Source organism: Flavobacterium azooxidireducens, from assembly GCF_023195775.1.
GTDB lineage: Bacteria > Bacteroidota > Bacteroidia > Flavobacteriales > Flavobacteriaceae > Flavobacterium > Flavobacterium azooxidireducens.
In genome coordinates, this window is the sequence record NZ_CP096205.1 from 1358315 (window position 1) to 1376110 (window position 17796).

Annotated in this window: 11 protein-coding genes; 2 read left to right on the forward strand and 9 right to left on the reverse strand. The window is 37.5% G+C overall.

Annotated features, from left to right (window positions below):
• Positions 1 to 247 precede the first annotated feature (247 nt).
• The 3 genes from M0M57_RS06010 to M0M57_RS06020 form a co-directional block, all read right to left on the reverse strand.
• Positions 248 to 2125, reverse strand: a complete 1878-nt coding sequence (locus M0M57_RS06010; protein WP_248436286.1) for an OmpA family protein — start codon at positions 2123 to 2125, stop codon at positions 248 to 250.
• 20 nt (positions 2126 to 2145) lie between these two features.
• Complete coding sequence (locus M0M57_RS06015; protein ID WP_248436287.1) at positions 2146 to 3081, reverse strand: PorP/SprF family type IX secretion system membrane protein; 936 nt, start codon at positions 3079 to 3081, stop codon at positions 2146 to 2148.
• Between the two features lie 70 nt (positions 3082 to 3151).
• The gene (locus M0M57_RS06020) at positions 3152 to 10486 is read right to left on the reverse strand and encodes a CUB domain-containing protein (protein ID WP_248436288.1); all 7335 of its coding nucleotides are present in this window, start codon (positions 10484 to 10486) and stop codon (positions 3152 to 3154) included.
• A gap of 190 nt (positions 10487 to 10676) precedes the next feature.
• On the opposite strand from M0M57_RS06020, the gene hflX reads away from it, so the two are divergent.
• The gene (gene hflX / locus M0M57_RS06025; RefSeq protein WP_248436289.1) at positions 10677 to 11900 is read left to right on the forward strand and encodes a GTPase HflX; all 1224 of its coding nucleotides are present in this window, start codon (positions 10677 to 10679) and stop codon (positions 11898 to 11900) included.
• Between the two features lie 299 nt (positions 11901 to 12199).
• Here the strand turns inward: hflX and M0M57_RS06030 are convergent, their stop codons facing one another.
• The 6 genes from M0M57_RS06030 to M0M57_RS06055 all read right to left on the reverse strand — a co-directional run bounded on the left by M0M57_RS06030 (position 12200) and on the right by M0M57_RS06055 (position 16263).
• A complete protein-coding gene (locus M0M57_RS06030; protein WP_248436290.1) occupies positions 12200 to 13120 on the reverse strand; it encodes a DUF3078 domain-containing protein in 921 nt (306 codons plus the stop codon).
• 78 nt (positions 13121 to 13198) lie between these two features.
• Positions 13199 to 13705: a DUF2480 family protein gene (locus M0M57_RS06035; protein WP_248436291.1), complete on the reverse strand. Its 507-nt coding sequence runs from the start codon at positions 13703 to 13705 to the stop codon at positions 13199 to 13201.
• Between the two features lie 96 nt (positions 13706 to 13801).
• The gene (locus M0M57_RS06040) at positions 13802 to 14125 is read right to left on the reverse strand and encodes an SUF system Fe-S cluster assembly protein (RefSeq protein ID WP_248436292.1); all 324 of its coding nucleotides are present in this window, start codon (positions 14123 to 14125) and stop codon (positions 13802 to 13804) included.
• Positions 14126 to 14186: 61 nt separating this feature from the next.
• Complete coding sequence (locus tag M0M57_RS06045) at positions 14187 to 14606, reverse strand: SufE family protein (protein ID WP_248436293.1); 420 nt, start codon at positions 14604 to 14606, stop codon at positions 14187 to 14189.
• The gene (locus M0M57_RS06050) at positions 14596 to 15036 is read right to left on the reverse strand and encodes a hypothetical protein (RefSeq protein WP_248436294.1); all 441 of its coding nucleotides are present in this window, start codon (positions 15034 to 15036) and stop codon (positions 14596 to 14598) included. Before M0M57_RS06050 ends, M0M57_RS06045 begins: the two co-directional genes overlap by 11 nt.
• 12 nt (positions 15037 to 15048) lie before the next feature.
• Positions 15049 to 16263: an aminotransferase class V-fold PLP-dependent enzyme gene (locus tag M0M57_RS06055; RefSeq protein ID WP_326930613.1), complete on the reverse strand. Its 1215-nt coding sequence runs from the start codon at positions 16261 to 16263 to the stop codon at positions 15049 to 15051.
• A 153-nt stretch (positions 16264 to 16416) separates the two neighbouring features.
• Between M0M57_RS06055 and M0M57_RS06060 the strand changes: the two genes are divergently transcribed.
• Positions 16417 to 17763, forward strand: coding sequence for a serine hydrolase domain-containing protein (locus M0M57_RS06060; RefSeq protein ID WP_248436295.1), 1347 nt, complete (start codon positions 16417 to 16419; stop codon positions 17761 to 17763).
• Positions 17764 to 17796: the final 33 nt, after the last annotated feature.

The following is a 17796-nucleotide window of genomic DNA, read 5'->3' on the forward strand; positions in this document are numbered from 1 at the left end:
AAAAAGCATTAATAAACGACTATAGACAATAAATAATACCCCCTTTTGCACTTGTATATGCAATTCTTATACAACGTTAATTTGCATTAAAACAACACCAATATTTGTAAATGAAATTAGTTGAATTGAGATATTAAGTAGGTATTAGAATTTATAATATCAAAAAATAAAATGGTTATTAAAATAGCATAAAAAAACCGGACTTAAAAATCCGGTTTTAATAAACTATTTACTTTAAAAGACAATCTTACTTCTTCACAATCAAGAACTCGCTTCGTCTATTCTCTGCGTGTTGTTCTTCGGTGCAAGCTTCTTTACAGTCTACTTTTGGTTCTGATTCGCCCATTCCTTTGCCTGAGATTTGATCTTTCGAGATGCCTTTTGACAAGATGTATTGAACGGTTGATTTTGCTCTTGCATCTGATAATCTCAAGTTGTAACTGTCGCTTCCTCTATTATCTGTGTGGGCTTTAACTAAGATAACCATGTTCTTGTTGTTTTGCAATACTTGAACCAGCTTGTCTAACTCAAAAGCTCCTTCTTGGGTGATGTTACTCTTATTGAACTCAAAGAAAATTGATTTTAATACTACTTCTTTATCCGTTACAATATCTTCAATTGGGTTCAACGAAGCTTCCACTTTTCTTGATTCGCCTTTGCTGGCTGCTACAGGGAAGGTGTTGCTCTCATAACCGTCTTTGGTGGCTTGAATCGTATAGGTTTTGTTACATTCTACATAATACGCCACCTCGCCATTGGCTCCTGTGGTTTCTGTTGCAATCACGTTTTTCTTTTCATCTACAATGGCTACTTTGGCATTGGCTAGTGCTTTACCTGTTTTAGCATCGCTAACAAGTGTAATTACTTCTACCCCACAAACCGGAGTGGCTAGGTAAATATTGTCTACACCAGAGCGGTTAGTGGATAAAAATCCGATGTTTTTCTCTGCATTTAATGAAAATGCAAAGTCGTCTTTCTCACTATTTACCGGTTTGCCTAAGTTGGTTGATTCGCCTTTGGTCATATCATACGCAAAGACATCTAATCCGCCAAAACCTTGTCTGCCGTTTGAAGCAAAATAAAGCGTTTTGTTGTCTTCAGTTACAAATGGGAAGTTCTCTTCGCCTTCTGTATTTACTTTTGAACCTAAGTTCTCTGGCTCACCATAAGAGCCATCTGCATTAACAGCTACTTTCCAAATATCTGTTCCGCCGATACTACCTGGTCTGTTTGAAGCAAAGTACAACGTTTTTCCGTCTTTACTCAAAGCAGGGTTTCCGGTTGAATAGGTATTGCTGTTAAATGGTAATTGCGTGATGTTTGACCATTTTCCGTTGGCCATCGTAGCTTTATACAAGTTTACTTGTCCTAATTTAGCATTGATGGATTTGTCTTTTTCAAAACCACCTTTTTCTTTAAAGCTTTCGCTTGAAAAGTAAATCGTGTTTCCGTCTGCACTAAGTGAAGATGGTCCGTCGTGCCATTTCGAATTCAAATCTGTTACCGTTTCTGCATTAGTGATGGTTCCATCTACGTTATAAGTAGCTTTGTAAATATCCAAAAATGGTTCTTCGTTCCAACCGTAGGTTTTTCTGGCTCCGTTTCTGGCACTGGTAAAGTAAAGGTTGTTTTGGTGCAATACCGCTCCAAAATCTGATTTATCACTGTTGATATCCAATGGCTTAATGTCAAACTTCTTTTGTTTGTCTAACAAGCTTGGAAGATAATTTGGGTTGGCTTTAAAATCCTTTGCTCTTTGATCGTTTGGTGCTTTTGAGGCAAAGGTTTGCATTTGTTTGTTGGCTTCTTCATACTTGCCTTGTGCTTTTAGCATTTGGGCATAGCGGTGGTATGTTTCAGCATCTTGTGGTGTTTCAACAGCTCTGGCATACCAGGTGGTGGCTTCGGAGGCGTTAAAGGTGTTAAAATAGCTGTCGGCCAATTGTTTGTAAACATATCCGTCAGCTTTACCTTTTTCGGTTAGCTTTAAGTATTCTTGTGCCGCATCAACGTATTCTAATCGCTTGAAAAGCTTATCGGCTTTTTGCGTGTCTTTATTCTGTGCACTAAGTGGTGTAAGGCTTAAACTTACAATACTTAGAATCGATATATATATTTTTTTCATCGTTTGAATTGCTTTTTAGGTTAGAAAAATCGTGGTGAACGGGATACTTTCTTCGGGAAGTTTACATCAAACAACAAGAAAAACTCGTGCGAAGAAGGGGTGGTAATATTTAAATCCGATACGATATGATCATACGCATATCCAATACGAAGATTTGGTGAAATGGCATAGTTAACCATGGCTCCAAAACTGTCTTCTAAACGATAAGTGGCTCCAATTTCAAACTTCTCGAAAAACAAAAAGTTGGTTGATACATCTAGTGAAGTTGGTGCATTAAAGGCTGACTTTAACATCGCAAAAGGCTTGAATTTTGTGTTTGGACTTAAATCAAACACGTATCCTGCTGTTAAAAAGTAGTGGGATACTTCTGAACCAAATTGTCTTTCTTCTCCGTTATCTCTTAAATCTAAGTGTTTTGATTTTAGCATGTTTGGCACCGAAAAAGCTACATAATATTTATCGGTATAATAAAATATACCTGAACCAATGTTTAAATAGGTGTTGCTCACGTTTTCACTAAATGCCGGATCGTTTGGATCTGGAACATTTCCGTTTCCAATTTGATCAAAAAGACCTACTTTATGAAAGGTAAGTCCTCCTTTTAATCCAAAAGCTAATTTGTGTTCGCCTCCTAAGTTAAGTGTATATGAGAAGTCGGCATACGCATTGTTCTCTTCTACGGGTCCAATTTTATCGGAAATCACACTCAATCCTAATCCAACGTTTCTTCCCACTGGCATGTGACCGGAAAAGGTGGCTGTGGTAGGAGAATCTTCAATATCTACCCATTGTTTTCTGTAAAGTAATCCAAAGGATAGGTTTTCTTTACTTCCTGCATAAGCAGGGTTAATTACGTTCATATTATACATGTACTGTGTATAATGTGGATCTTGCTGGGCTTTGGTTTCTAAGAAACTGATCGCGGCGATCAATGTTGCAAAATATATTTTTTTCATTTCTTTATAGGGTTTATTTTTTAAAACTCACCATTACTTTTCTTTAGTAATGGTGAGTTATGTATATCTACTAACGCTCTCTGTTGATATAAATCCAACCTGTTTTAGCTTCAATGTTATTGAATTCTATCACAAAGTAGTACGTTCCATCCGGTAATTCGTCGCCGCCGCTGCTTTGACCAACCCACTCATTGCTGTAGTTTCCTCTACTGTATACTTTTTTACCGTAACGGTTATAAATAGAGAGGGTTCGAACATCAAATGCTGTTAAATCAAAGAAATCATTCAGTCCATCACCGTTTGGTGAGATACCTTTTTGAATGCCGCAATTGTTGATTACTACTTCAAACGAAGTCTCATCATAACAACTACTTGGCGTTCCTTGTGAAACGTAAATCGTTTGACTTTCTTCAACAGCTTGTCCTGCAACTAACTGAGTTCCGGTTTGACCAGGTCCTGTATAGTAAACATTCCCTACTGCTATTTCCGGTAAGAAGTAACGACCACATTCTTCTACATCGCTTAGTTCATCTGCTTCTACCGAGATAAAAGTTACAGTAAAACTAGATTCTGACGAACAGCCTGCTAATGTGCCTGCTGCAAAGATATAAACTGTTTGAGGTGTATTGCTAACCGGAATTGTTCCTACTAGTAAGTCTCCAGTTCCGTTTGGTCCTGAGTAATAAACTCCATTGGTTAAGGACGGAAGCGGGAATGCTCCATCTGCTGCACAAACTGTTTGGTTAGCAAATTCATCCACTGCTGGTCGGGCTATTACTTCAACTATCATTTCTTGAGTTGTAGCACAAATTCCTTCGCTTGGTGTAAAGGTATAGGTTGTTGTCCCTGCTGTGGCTGTACTAAATGCCGGAGTCCATGTTCCTGCAATTCCGTTTTGTGATGTTTCAGGTAAGCTTGCAACTTCTCCTACACACAATGGCCCTACTTGTGCAAATGTTGGCACAACTCTATCGTTGATTGTGATTTGTACAATTACCTCCTCGGCACATTGTCCTGCATCAGGGGTAAAGGTGTATGGTGTTGTGCCTACTGCTGTTGTGTTTATCGCTAATGGATTCCATGTTCCGCTTACTCCATTTTCTGAAGCAGCTGGCAAAGCACTTGGCATTACATCTAAACAATACGTTGTTGTAAGTGTTTCAAATAATGGTGTTACAGGCGTGCTGATGGTAATCACAACCTCTGTCGTAACAGCACAATCAATACTCACATCTGGCGTAAAAATATACGTAGCTACTCCTAAAGCAGACGTATCAATTGCATCTGGAAACCATGTTCCAGATACTGAATTGTTCGATAACGGTAAAGCGTCCGCTATAGCTCCTTGACAATATGTAGTGGTGAAAGCATCAAACGTAGCGGCAACCGTGGCCGTAACTACAACTGATAAATCTACTGGTATAGCACATTCAAATTCTTCATTTGGTGTGAATGTGAATACAAATTCACCTGCTACACTCGTGTCTACAACTCCACTCCACGTTCCGGTGATGCCGTTCAAAGAAGTTGCCGGTAAAATAGGGGCTTCTGAATCTTGACATACTGAAACTGGATCGAAGGTTGGGGTGATTTCTTCTGAAACTGTGATTAACCACGTTACAGAAGCCGCACACTGCCCTTCATCTGGTGTAAACACAAATTCTGCATCTACTACCGCAACTGATGTGTCTATTGCTGATGGACTCCACATTCCTGTAATACCATTTGTTGCCATTGGTAAAGCATCTGGTGTTGCATTTAGGCAATAAGCCGTAACAATTGGTTCAAATGTTGGTGTAACTTCTTCCGTTACAGTAACTAACCATGTAAGAGGGTTTGCACATTGGCCTTCATCTGGAGTAAATATATATTCTGCATCAACAACTGCTAACGAAGTATCAATTGTTGTAGGACTCCATGTTCCTGTGATACCATTTGTTGCTGTTGGCAATTCATCTGGTGTTGCTCCAATACAATAGGTTAATGTAATTGGTTCAAAAATTGGATCAACAACATCATTAATTGTTAATGTAACTGTGTGACTTTCATTAATTTCACAAACTCCTGTGCTAGAAGAAACTAAATATGTAATTTCATAAACTCCAGCTGTACTTGTTGACAGATCAATTGCACCAGTTGAAGGGTCTATTGTTAATCCTTCAGGTAATGCAGTAAATTCTCCAGTTGAATCAAAGTTATCAGCTGGTTCAAGTATAGGATTATCTCCTGATTTACAATATTCTAAAGCATCATAACTAAATTCTACAATAGGAGTAACTGCATTAACTAATTCTACAGTAAATGAATGAGTTCCAGAATCCGTACAACCTACTGCTTCTAGAGAATAAACAACTTCATAAATACCGGCGGTACTAGTACCTAAGTTAATTTCTCCTGTTATAGAATCAATCACTAAACCTTCTGTGGAAGAAAATTCTCCTCCTGTATTAAAGTCATCTGCTAAAGTTGGCAATAGAAGTCCGCTGGTGCTTGAAACACATATCACAGCAGGATTATACTCAAACCCTACAACAGGCGTGATTATATCATCTCCAAAATTCAAGAAGAATGATTTAACTAAAGAACAAGTATTGGTTAAATCTGAAACTCTTACCCAAATTTGTTGACCATCTGTACCTTCAAACTCTGTAGGAGTTTCAATAGGGTTTTGAGGAATAGAAGCATCCTCTTCCGATTCATAATAAGTAATTAAGAATAAATCAGGATTATAAGAACCTAATATTATTGGTGTATTTTGAGTTAAATCAAATATTGCTGTACCTGTAGCACTACAAGATTCTAAATCTATTGGATCATTACTTGGGAATTCAATAATATAAACAATATCAACATTTTTAGTAGTTGAAACTTCTTCACCTGGGGTACAAGTAGCATATGTTGCAACAGCTTGCATTTCAAGCGTTAAAGACAAGTTTGTTTCTAACTCTTGTTGTTGTTCTGGTGTTAAAACGATAGAAATATCTTCTTGACTACTAAAGAAAGCTCCATTCATCAACCATTGGAAATCTACATCTGACTCTCCGTTGGGTAAGAACCTCCACGCCTCATTTGTTGCAGACCAAGGTCCTGTATTTCTACCAGGAGGTGTATAGCCTAATGTTCCTGCTGCATTTTGAATACCTATAACACCTCTACCTCCATTCCAAGATGTACAAGGAACTCTTCTCTGAACATAAACCTCTATAATATTTGAAATTTCATAAATTACGATTTGAGTTGTTTGAGCTCCAATATTTGCATCAGTTGTACAACCAAATTGTGCAACTTCTGAGAAACTTACTACTAATGCTCTACACGGGGATGTGCCTAAAACCTGATAATTAATGTTAGGATTAGCAAAAGCATTATTAATATTTGGGTCAATATCTTGGTAAACTCCATAAATTGCATTTCTGATTGGAAAAGTTGGGTCTGGAACATTTTGTGTGTATTGCCAAGGGGAAGATCCCGGTATATTAGGTGCAAAATTGGTTCCAAAAGTAACGGCTCCATTTGAACTTACTTGAGCAGTAGAAAAACTTTCGCCAAAGAAACAGAAATTAAATGGTAAATTAATAACATTAGACCAAACGTCATCAGTGTCTACAGATGTCTGTGTACCACCTGTAAAAGGAAATGGTGGTGCGTATTCAATAGATTCAACTGCATATGAAGTAGTTGCTGCAATTCCGTAGAAAGAAGCAGAAAGATTAATTTCTTCGATATCTGAATCCGGACAAACAACAATTGAACCATCAACGATATCTACTCCAACGCCAACAACATCAACAGATGCACATCCTGGTGGGATGAAGATTGAAAATTGTTCTGGACCAGACCAAAAACTAATATCGTCATCACTACAAATAGCTCTCACGTAAAATTCATAGAAAACATCTTCATCAGCCATAAATATGTAACTTGGATTATTTACAACAACTCCAGTTGCTGTAGCTCCAGGAGCTCCAGCTCCTAATGGCTGCACAATAACTTCCCATTGGGTTTCTGGTCCAAGTGGTGTCCAAGTTAAGTTAACTGCATAAGAACCGATTTCTGTAGTTGCCAAAAGGTCGGTTGGTTGAGGACATGTTGGCAAAGTGGTTCCAGTCGCTGATAAACTCCATGGCCCGGTTTCTTCATCACAAACTGCTCTAACATAAAAATTATAACAGGTTAAAGGGTTTAATCCTGTATATACATGCGATGTAGTGTCACTAGTTTGCCATCCTGTTGAACTAGCATTAGGAGCAGGCGAACCACAAGGCAAAGCTAAAATCTCCCAGCTGTTTCCGCTTAAGCTAGTCCACGTTAAATCTGCAGTATATGTATTAGTTGCTGTAACTGTTAGATTGGTTGGTGAAGGACAGCTTGTACATACTACACTTGCTACCCAACCCGGAGCGTTTACAACTCCATCAGAGGTGAAAACAAAGGTTAAGCAACCACCAAAGGTTGAAGAACTAATTTGCGGTGGCAATGTAGTTCCGGTATAAGTACCAACTAATGGTGCTGTTGCATCACTACCATTATATATTGTTAAGAAATCCCAATTGTTTTCAAGATTAAATGCTGAAAAAGTTACTGTAACAACTTGATTGTTGTTATCTGGACATATTGTAGTGGTAACATTAGAATTATTTGGATAATTTCCTGAAACTCCACCCGGATCTGTAAAAGTTCCTCCACATGCTGGTGGTACTTGTTGTGTGGTTGCATTTACGCCTTGAGACCAAGTGCTGATATCATCAACAGCACATACTGCTCTAACATAAAATGTATAACAAGTATCTGGATTTAGTCCTGTAACGTTGAATGGATTTGTTGGAGCATCAACCCAACCTGTTGTTGAAGCAGTTGGTAACGGAGAGCCACATGGTAACGCAAGCACTTGCCACGCTGTAGCAGTACTGTTATTTGTCCATGCTAAGTTAGCCGAACCTGATAAAACCGCAGAAGTTACTAACGCTGTTGGTCGTGGACATGTTGGTGCCGGACCACAAGTTACGTTGGCAACCCATCCAGCTTCTACAACACTAATGTCTGAAGTAAATACAAATGTTAAACAGCCTCCTGGTGTAGATGATGTAACATCAGGTGGAATAGCCGTTCCTCCATATGTGCCAATTAATGGTGCAGTAGCATCACTACCGTCATATATTCTTAAAAAGTCACAACATCCTTCAGTTACAAAAGATAAAAATGAAACAGTGACTAAATCTGTTGCATTATCCGGACATATCGTTGTAGTTACGTTTGCATTATTTGCATAGTTTCCTGATGCACCTCCCGGATCTGTAAAAGTTCCTCCACACGCTGGAGGCACTTGTTGTGTCGTTGTGTTTATTCCTTGCGACCAAGCACTAATATCATCTACAGAACATACTGCTCTAACATAAAATGTATAACATGTATCTGGATTTAATCCTGTAACGTTGAATGGATTTGTTGGTGCATCAACCCATCCTGTTGTTGAAGCAGTTGGTAATGGAGAACCACAAGGTAAGGCAAGCACTTGCCACGCTGTAGCAGTACTATTATTTGTCCAAGCTAAATTAACTGAGCCTGACAAAACAGCAGAAGTTACTAAAGCTGTTGGTCGTGGACATGTTGGTGCCGGACCACAAGTTACGTTAGCAACCCATCCGGCTGCTACTCCTGAACCGTCTGATGTGAAAACAAATGTTAAACATCCTCCTGGAGTGGATGATGTAACATCAGGTGGAATATTATTTCCTGTGTAAGAACCTATTAATGGAGATGCGGCACTAGGGCCATCATAAATTCTTAAAAAGTCCCAATTGTTTTCTAGAGCAAAGGATAAAAATGAAACAGTTACTAAATCTGTCCCGTTTTCTGGACAAATTGTTGTTGTAACGTTTGCATTATTTCCATAATTTCCTGATGCACCTCCTGGATCAGTAAAAGTCCCTCCGCAAGCTGGAGGCACTAGCTGTGTTGTTGCATTTACTCCTTGAGACCAAGCACTAATATCATCTACAGCACAAACTGCTCTAACATAAAATGTATAACATGTGTCTGGATTTAATCCTGTCACGTTGAATGGATTTGTTGGTGCGTCAATCCAACCAGTTGTTGAATCAGTTGGTAATGGAGAACCACAAGGTAAAGCAAGCACTTGCCACGCTGTAGCAGTACTATTATTTGTCCAAGCTAAATTAACTGAGCCTGACAAAACAGCAGAAGTTGCTAAAGCTGAAGGTCGTGGACATGTTGGTGCAGGTGCACATGTAATGTTAGCGACCCATCCGGCTGCTAATCCTGATCCATCTGATGTAAAAACAAAAAACAAACATCCTCCAGGAGTTGACGAAGTTAAAATTGGAGGTAAATTGTTACCTGTGTAAGCTCCAATCAAAGGAGCCGAAGCACTATTACCATCATAAACTCTTAAAAAATCCCAATTGTTTTCTGTTGCAAAAGATAAAAATGTAACAGTAACTAAATCTGTTGGACTATCCGCACAAATTAATGTTGATATATTTTCGTTGTTGCCGTAGTTTCCTCCTGCTCCACCTGAGTCTACAAAAGTATCACCACACCCAATAGGTGCAATAGTAGTTGTAAAATTAAATGGCCCAACCCATTCACTAGTTCCGTCTAAACATATAGCTTTTACGTAATATGCATAAGAAGTATTCGGTGATAAACCTTGTGCCAAATATGAATTTGAACCAGAATGAGGAACTCCGGTGCCTGTTGGAACACCCGGTAATTCAACCACCTCTATTTCCCAAGAAGTAGCAGAACCAGACCATGTTAAGGTGGCAGTATTAAATGTAAAGGTTGCATTTAAATTTGTTGGTTCTAAACATCTTTCCACCACACGAACATTATCTACAATCCATCTGTCTCCGGTTGGACTAGTAGTGGGTTGTGTTACCAACATTACGAAGGCAATGTAAATTTCCTGCCCTTCTGCATAACCTGCTCCTACTAAATCAACTTGTTTTTCTTCACAAATATTGAATACTTGATTTAACTCAGCTTCTGTCCACTGAGCTACAATTTGGAAACCACTGTTTTGAGAAACAGTAGAAACTCTAATCTGATAAGTTGTATTGTCGAAACCGTTAATTGTTGAACGGGTTGAGAATAACAATTGCCCATTACTAGGAACTGTAACTAATGATGATACTAACCACTTTTCTGAAGTGTTACCAGCACCAATATTCTCTCTACCATTCACATAAGCAGATACAGCTCCCTCACAAACAATTGGAGGAGTACTAACAGAATTAATGGTTGTCCATGTTGATGGACCAAAAGCGTTGTTATATGACGTCCACCCAGGTGGTATTCCGCCCTCAAAATCTTGAGGAACCTGAGAATACGCAACTGTTCCTGTCAGCATAAACAACAGTAATAGTAAAGTAATTCTTTTCATAAATGAAAGTTTAGATTGTTTTGAAAATTTTTTCCGTAAGTTTAGAGAGCCAAATTTAACAAAAATTAAGAATTATGTAACATTATTTTAATTTTTAACTAAATTATTCAATCAATTTGTTTTTATAGTTTAAAAATTTTTGTCTAAAAAGCGACTGAATTGCTTAATTTTGCAAGACATTTAATTGAATATGCTAGAAAAAGAAAAAACAAATTTTGAAAAGACAGTTGTAGTAGGAATTGTTACGAAAGAACAAGATGAGTCTAAATTGAATGAATATTTAGATGAATTAGAGTTTTTAACGTTTACTGCCGGCGGTGAAGTGATTAAACGTTTTTGGCAACGACTTGAAAAAGCACATCCTAAAACCTTCGTTGGAACAGGAAAAATTGAAGAAATTCATAAATATATTGTTGAAAACGAAGTTTCTACCGTGATTTTTGATGATGAACTCTCGCCTTCTCAACAAAAAAATATTACCAAAATTTTAGATTGTAAGGTGTTGGACCGAACCAACCTGATTTTGGACATTTTTGCTCAACGTGCCGAAACGTCGTATGCCAGAACTCAAGTTGAGTTAGCTCAGTGTCAGTATTTGTTACCGAGATTATCGGGAATGTGGACGCACTTGGAACGTCAGCGAGGTGGAATTGGAATGCGTGGTCCGGGTGAAACGGAAATTGAAACGGATAGACGAATTGTCCGTGATCGAATTGCTTTGTTGAAAGATAAAATTAAAACGATTGACAAACAAATGTCGGTGCAACGCGGAAATCGTGGTTCGTTGGTTCGTGTTGCTTTGGTGGGATATACCAATGTGGGAAAATCGACATTGATGAATGCTGTTGGAAAAAGCGATGTTTTTGTAGAGAATAAATTGTTTGCGACATTAGACACAACGGTTCGAAAAGTGGTAATTAAGAATTTACCATTTTTGCTTTCGGATACGGTTGGTTTTATTCGAAAATTGCCGACTCAGTTGGTAGAATCGTTTAAAAGTACGCTGGATGAAGTTCGCGAAGCCGATTTACTACTTCACGTTGTTGATATTTCGCATCCGGATTTTGAACATCACATTGCTTCAGTAAATCAGATTTTGCAGGATATTAAAAGTGCCGATAAGCATACGATTATGGTTTTTAATAAGATTGATGCCTACAAACCTGCTCAATTTGATGAAGATGATTTGATGATTGAAAAAACATCAAAACATTATTCATTGGAAGAATGGAAAGCCACTTGGATGAGTAATGTGGGTGAAGAGCGTGCATTGTTTATTTCGGCTACGAACAAGGAGAATTTTGAAGAATTTAGAGAAAAAGTCTATGAAGCCGTAAGGGAAATTCACGTGACTCGTTTTCCGTATAATAAATTTTTGTATCCGGATTATAAGGATGCTGTGGATGAGGAATAGTTGATTGCACCGACTGCGACAGGGATTGCAGTGGAAAGCTTTTTTGATTTTTTTTGTACAAATGGCCGAGCGAGGAAGCGACCAACGGAAGCTACCGCAGCCGGAGCAGTTGTTGAAAAAAATCAAAAAACTTGGAACAGAAAGCCCGGCCGTTCGCCAAAAAAAGTAAAAAATTATTCCCTACTGTGTCATTTCGACGAAGGAGAAATCACATAACGCTAAGCAAGAAAACCGAGTTACCTACTTTATGTGATTTCTCCTGCGTCGAAATGACACAGATTGGGGATAAATTTATATTATTAAAATCCGTAATTCACGCCAACTCCCAACACTTGACGGGTTTGGAATCCGCGAAATGCGTTGTCGTCATAAATGGTTTGGAATGACAAATTGGTGGATAGAAATTTATTGATGGTCATCACGATATTTAACTGATAATCAACGTCCACATTTTGCGGATCTTCTAAATAATTGGAATATAAACTTAGGATATTTTCGGCAGAAACGTTTTCGAATAAATTGAATTTGTAGTAGCCGGCTGCATAGAAACCGAGTTCGTAACGCATTGATTTTCCTTCATCTACACCAAAATAACTTCCATCAACATAACCCGGAACAGAAGTATAATCTTTATCTACAAATGTGAATTTTGAAGATAGCGGAGCTAAATTGAATTTGAAATTATCGCTTTTTTTCCACATCATATCCGGACCAAAAGTGAGGTAACCCGGTGACATAAAGTTGGTGTTTTCGGTTCTTATTTCTCGGCCGTTTTCATCGGTTCCGTAAACAAAACCTTTTGTGAATTGCGTTCTGAAGTTTAAAAATGCTGAATAATACCAATATCCTCCTGCTCTTTTTCCGGCAAGGGAATTGAACTCGAAACGGTCGTCGGTTTTCTTTTCGAATTCTGAATTTTTGGTTTTTACGATTCCGTAGGAAGCAATTACTTTGTTGTCCCAAGACCAGTCGTCGCTTTTGTAATTGAAATCATAATTTAGTCCTAGATTTCCTGAAATATTATTTTCACCACCGGCAACCCAATTGTCAAAAGTAGATTGATTGAATAAGAAAGAGATGTTCCCTTTTTTGATCCAACCTTTGGTTCGTGTAGTATCGTTTACTGCTTTTACTACTTCTTCAACACTTTTTACAACTTCTTGTTGAGCAAAAGTGTGTAAGCCAAACATCAAACTTAATGCTATTACTATTTTTCTCATCTTTTTATTTTTAAGATTTGCGAGGCAAAGTTAGTAATTGTTGTAAAATTTAACAATTTATTTCTGCTTAAAGGTCGGCTATTTTGATGCTTTGAATAATGGTACTGCCGAGCAAGCTTCGCCAAACATAACACTTTTGGCTACTTTTTGTAGATTTTGAATAGCAAAAATATAGGCTGATTCCGGAACCGGCTTTTTGGAACATCCTTTTAGAATAACCGGTTTTCCTTGGTAAATGGAATAATCGATTTGTTGCAGAATTTCACTATATAATAAGGTGTCGATTTCTTCTTTTTTGCCTAAGATGATTTTTTTAGCAAACGGCTGAAGATGAACCGTAACTAAAATAGTTGCCCAGGCCGGTAAAATGGCATCGGTAGAACAATGAATTGCCACGAAATGGTTTTGATAGTGTGACCAATCGTGGTTTTTTAATTCCTCACGGAAGTTGTTTTCTTTTAATAAAAATCCTTCTTCGAGCCATTGAGCAATATCAATTTGTGTTCGAATTCCGGTTGGATAAAAATCTTCCAAATCGAATACTAAAAGGGTTGAATTGGCTACTTTGTTGATGATTTCGTTCATTTCTGTTGTCGGTTGTCCGTTATCGGTTGTCGGTTGTCGATTGTCGTTGTCGGTTGTCTGAAAAACGGATAACAGACAACTGACAACCGATAACTGTTACAGCATCCCCAATTCTAATTTTGCTTCTTCGCTCATTAAATCTTTGCTCCACGGTGGATCGAAAGTGATTTCTACTTCGCAGGATTTTACGGCATCGAGTGATTTCACTTTCTCTTCTACTTCTCTTGGCAATGTTTCAGCAACAGGACAATTGGGTGAGGTTAGAGTCATTAACACTTTTACATCATTGTCTTCGTTGATCATTACGTCGTAGATTAATCCGAGTTCGTAAATATCGACTGGGATTTCGGGGTCGTATATTCCTTTAAGAACTTTTACAACTGATTCGCCTAGGTTTATTTCGTCTTTATATTCTTCCATTTTGTTTACTTCTAAGTTTTGTTTTTGCCACTAAGGCACAAAGTCAATAAGTCTTTATTTTTTAATTCTTCGCTTCAAAAGCTAACGCATACATTTTTATCTGCTTTATCATAGATACTAAACCGTTTGCTCGTGTGGGAGACAAATGTTCTTTCAATCCTATTTCATCAATAAAATCAGTATTGGCTTCTAAAATGGCGGATGGTTTTTGGTTGGAAAATGTTCGGATTAAAATAGCAATGATTCCTTTGGTTAAAATGGCATCGCTATCGGCTGTGAACGTAATTTTTCCGTCATTTTCTTCACCTTGCAACCATACTTTTGATTGGCATCCTTTGATGATGTTTTCTTCGGTTTTATATTTTTCATCAATCAACGGCAATGTTTTCCCGAGTTCGATGATGTATTCGTAGCGTTGCATCCAATCATCAAACATCGAAAACTCGTCAACGATTTCGTCTTGTATTTCTTTAATTGTCATCTTTTTCGGTTTTTACAAACGAAACTATTTTATTTACAAAGGCTTTAATTTCTACTGGTGGAGCATCATGGTCAAACGTTTGTGATTGATAAACTTTTCCTTCATACACAATTCTAACATTGGCCATTGCTGCACCGTCATAAAATCGTTTTTCGGTTGGTGCTTTGTACTCTTCTAGTTGGTCTAAATCTAATTTCATGAACAAATCTGCCAATTCTTTCCAATCTTCTTTTGCTAATTGATAGTTTTTTGCTTTTTCATCTCGTTTTCTAACAATAGAAAGGTTTTCGTTCTGAATTTGAATATTAAGATAACTACCTCTCGTTATCGCTTGATATTCGATGGTGGCTTTTTTCATTTCTTCTTTTTCCTTTTGATTGCAATTTTTAGTTAAAAAAAGTGAAAGAAAAATTAGGGTTATCGTTTTCATATTTTTTGTTTTTTAAGACAACATTAGTTTTGCTCTTTTAACGGCTTCTACCAACGCATCGATTTCTTCTTTGGTATTGTAAAAAGCAAACGAAGCTCTCAACGTTCCGGGAATTTTATAAAAATCCATAATTGGTTGGGCACAATGATGTCCGGTGCGAACCGCTATTCCTAACTTGTCAATTATCGTACCAATGTCATACGGATGAATGCCATCAATATTAAACGAAATTACGGAAGTTTTTTGATTGGATGTGCCATAAATTTTTAATCCTTCAATTTCTAGTAATCGGCTGGTTCCGTATTCTAATAACTCATGTTCGTACGTCGCAATGTTGTCAAATCCAATTTCATTGAGATAATCGATGGCCGTTCCCAGCACAATTCCGCCCGCAATGTTTGGTGTTCCGGCTTCGAATTTATGGGGTAATTCGGCATACGTTGTTTTTTCAAAAGAAACGGTCGCAATCATTTCGCCTCCGCCTTGATAGGGAGGTAATTTGTTTAACCAAGCTTCTTTGCCATATAAAATTCCGGTTCCGGTTGGTCCGCAGATTTTGTGGCCGGAAAACACATAAAAATCACAATCCAAGTCTTGAACATTAGGTTTTAGATGCGGAGTTGCTTGTGCTCCATCGATTAAAACCGCTGCTCCAACTTCGTGGGCTTTTTCAATCATCCATTTGATTGGATTGATGGTTCCCAACGCATTGGAAATATGATTTACGGTTACAATTTTGGTTTTATCTGAAAGTAATCGTTCGTATTCAGATTGAATTAATTCGCCGTTTTCATTCATCGGAATGACAACCAATTTCGCTCCGGTTTTTTCGCATAACATTTGCCAGGGAACGATGTTGCTGTGGTGTTCTAATGCAGAAACCATGACCTCATCGCCTGGTTTAAGAAAACTTGCAAATCCGTTGGCAACCAAATTAATTCCGTGAGTAGTTCCGGAAGTAAAAAGGACTTCGTGACTAAATTTTGCATTAATGTGCTGTTGAATTTTCAACCGTGAAGCTTCATACGCATCTGTGGCCAATTGACTTAATGTGTGAACACCACGATGAATGTTGGCATTAATTTCTTTATAATAATTCGCTTCGGCTTCAATAACTTGAATTGGTTTTTGCGAAGTGGCGGCATTATCGAAATAAACAAGCGGTTTTCCGTTTACTTTTTGGGAAAGTATCGGGAAATCGGCTCTGATTTTTTGGATGTTTATCATTTTTTATTTAGAAAAATTCTAAATACAAAAGTAGTAAAAATGATTCCGTATTAGCCACGAATTTACGAATTTTTATGAATTGTATGAACTGAAAATGTCAACGATTGATTTTCATTTGAGATAATTTTATACATTGCACTAAATAAATTTCAAATGAAAAAATTCTTCAAATTTCTTGGTATTGCTATTTTATTGTTCATCATTTATATTGGAATAACAACCTATCCAAAATTGGATATTGTTTCCGGTTTTTCAGCAAAAAGTGTGGCTTCCGGTCATTTTATTGATGGACGATCGCTCCAAATTATTGAAAGTGGTGATAATGATATAGAAACTGTACGATTAGCTAAAAACGAAATTGATGATGAAGGAAAATTTGCTGTTTCTTCCGCTTTTGGATTGAAAAAAAGAAAAGCCATTTACCGAGAAGGTTTGGGTGCCACTTTGATAAATGATGATTTTGATGAAACAAAACCGTATTTGGTTCCGAAACGAACAAAAGTTGAAACGAATTTACCTTTTCCGTATGGAAATTTAGAACCAAAAGATTCAATTTTTCCGGAAGTGAATTATATGAAACTAAATACTGCTGTTGCAAATGCATTTGATAGTAAAGGCGAAATAAACAAGCGAACAAGAGCTCTTTTAGTGATTTATAAAGATAAAATCATTGCTGAGAATTACGAAATTGGCTTTTCTAAAAATACTAAATTCTTAGGTTGGTCGATGACAAAAAGTATCACGGCAACTTATTTTGGAATTTTACAAAAGCAAGGCAAAATTGACATTAATAAACCTGCTCCAGTGAAAGAATGGGCAAATGATTCTCGATCGAAAATTACGTTGCATAATTTGATTCAAATGAATTCCGGTTTGGAATGGGAAGAAGATTATGGGAAAATATCGGATGTAACGAAAATGCTTTTTTTAGCGGATGATATGGCGAAAATTCAATTGGAAAAACCGGCTACTTTTGCACCGAATACACATTGGAATTATTCTTCGGGAACAACGAATTTGCTGTCGGGAATTTTGCGAAGACAATTTCAAAATCATCAGGATTATTTGAATTTTTGGTATGCTTCGTTGATTGATAAAATCGGCATGCATTCGATGTTGATTGAACCGGATATGGCAGGGAATTATGTAGGTTCTTCGTATGGATGGGCAACGGCTCGTGATTGGGCGAAATTTGGTTTGCTTTATTTGCACGAAGGCAATTGGAATGGTGAGCAACTATTTGATAAAAGTTGGGCGAAGTATGTGGCGACTCCTACACCCACTTCTAACGGAGAATATGGTGGACATTTTTGGTTAAATGCCGGTGGAAAATATCCTGATGTTCCGAAAGATATGTATTTCTGCGGCGGATTTCAAGGTCAGAAAGTGATTATTATTCCTTCCAAAGAATTGGTGATTGTTCGGTTTGGTTTGACGGAAGATGAGGATTTTGATTTTAATGGGATGATGAGGGGAATAATTTCAAGTTTAAAAAAGTAAATTTCTTATATTAATGAGTTTTTTCTTAATTTT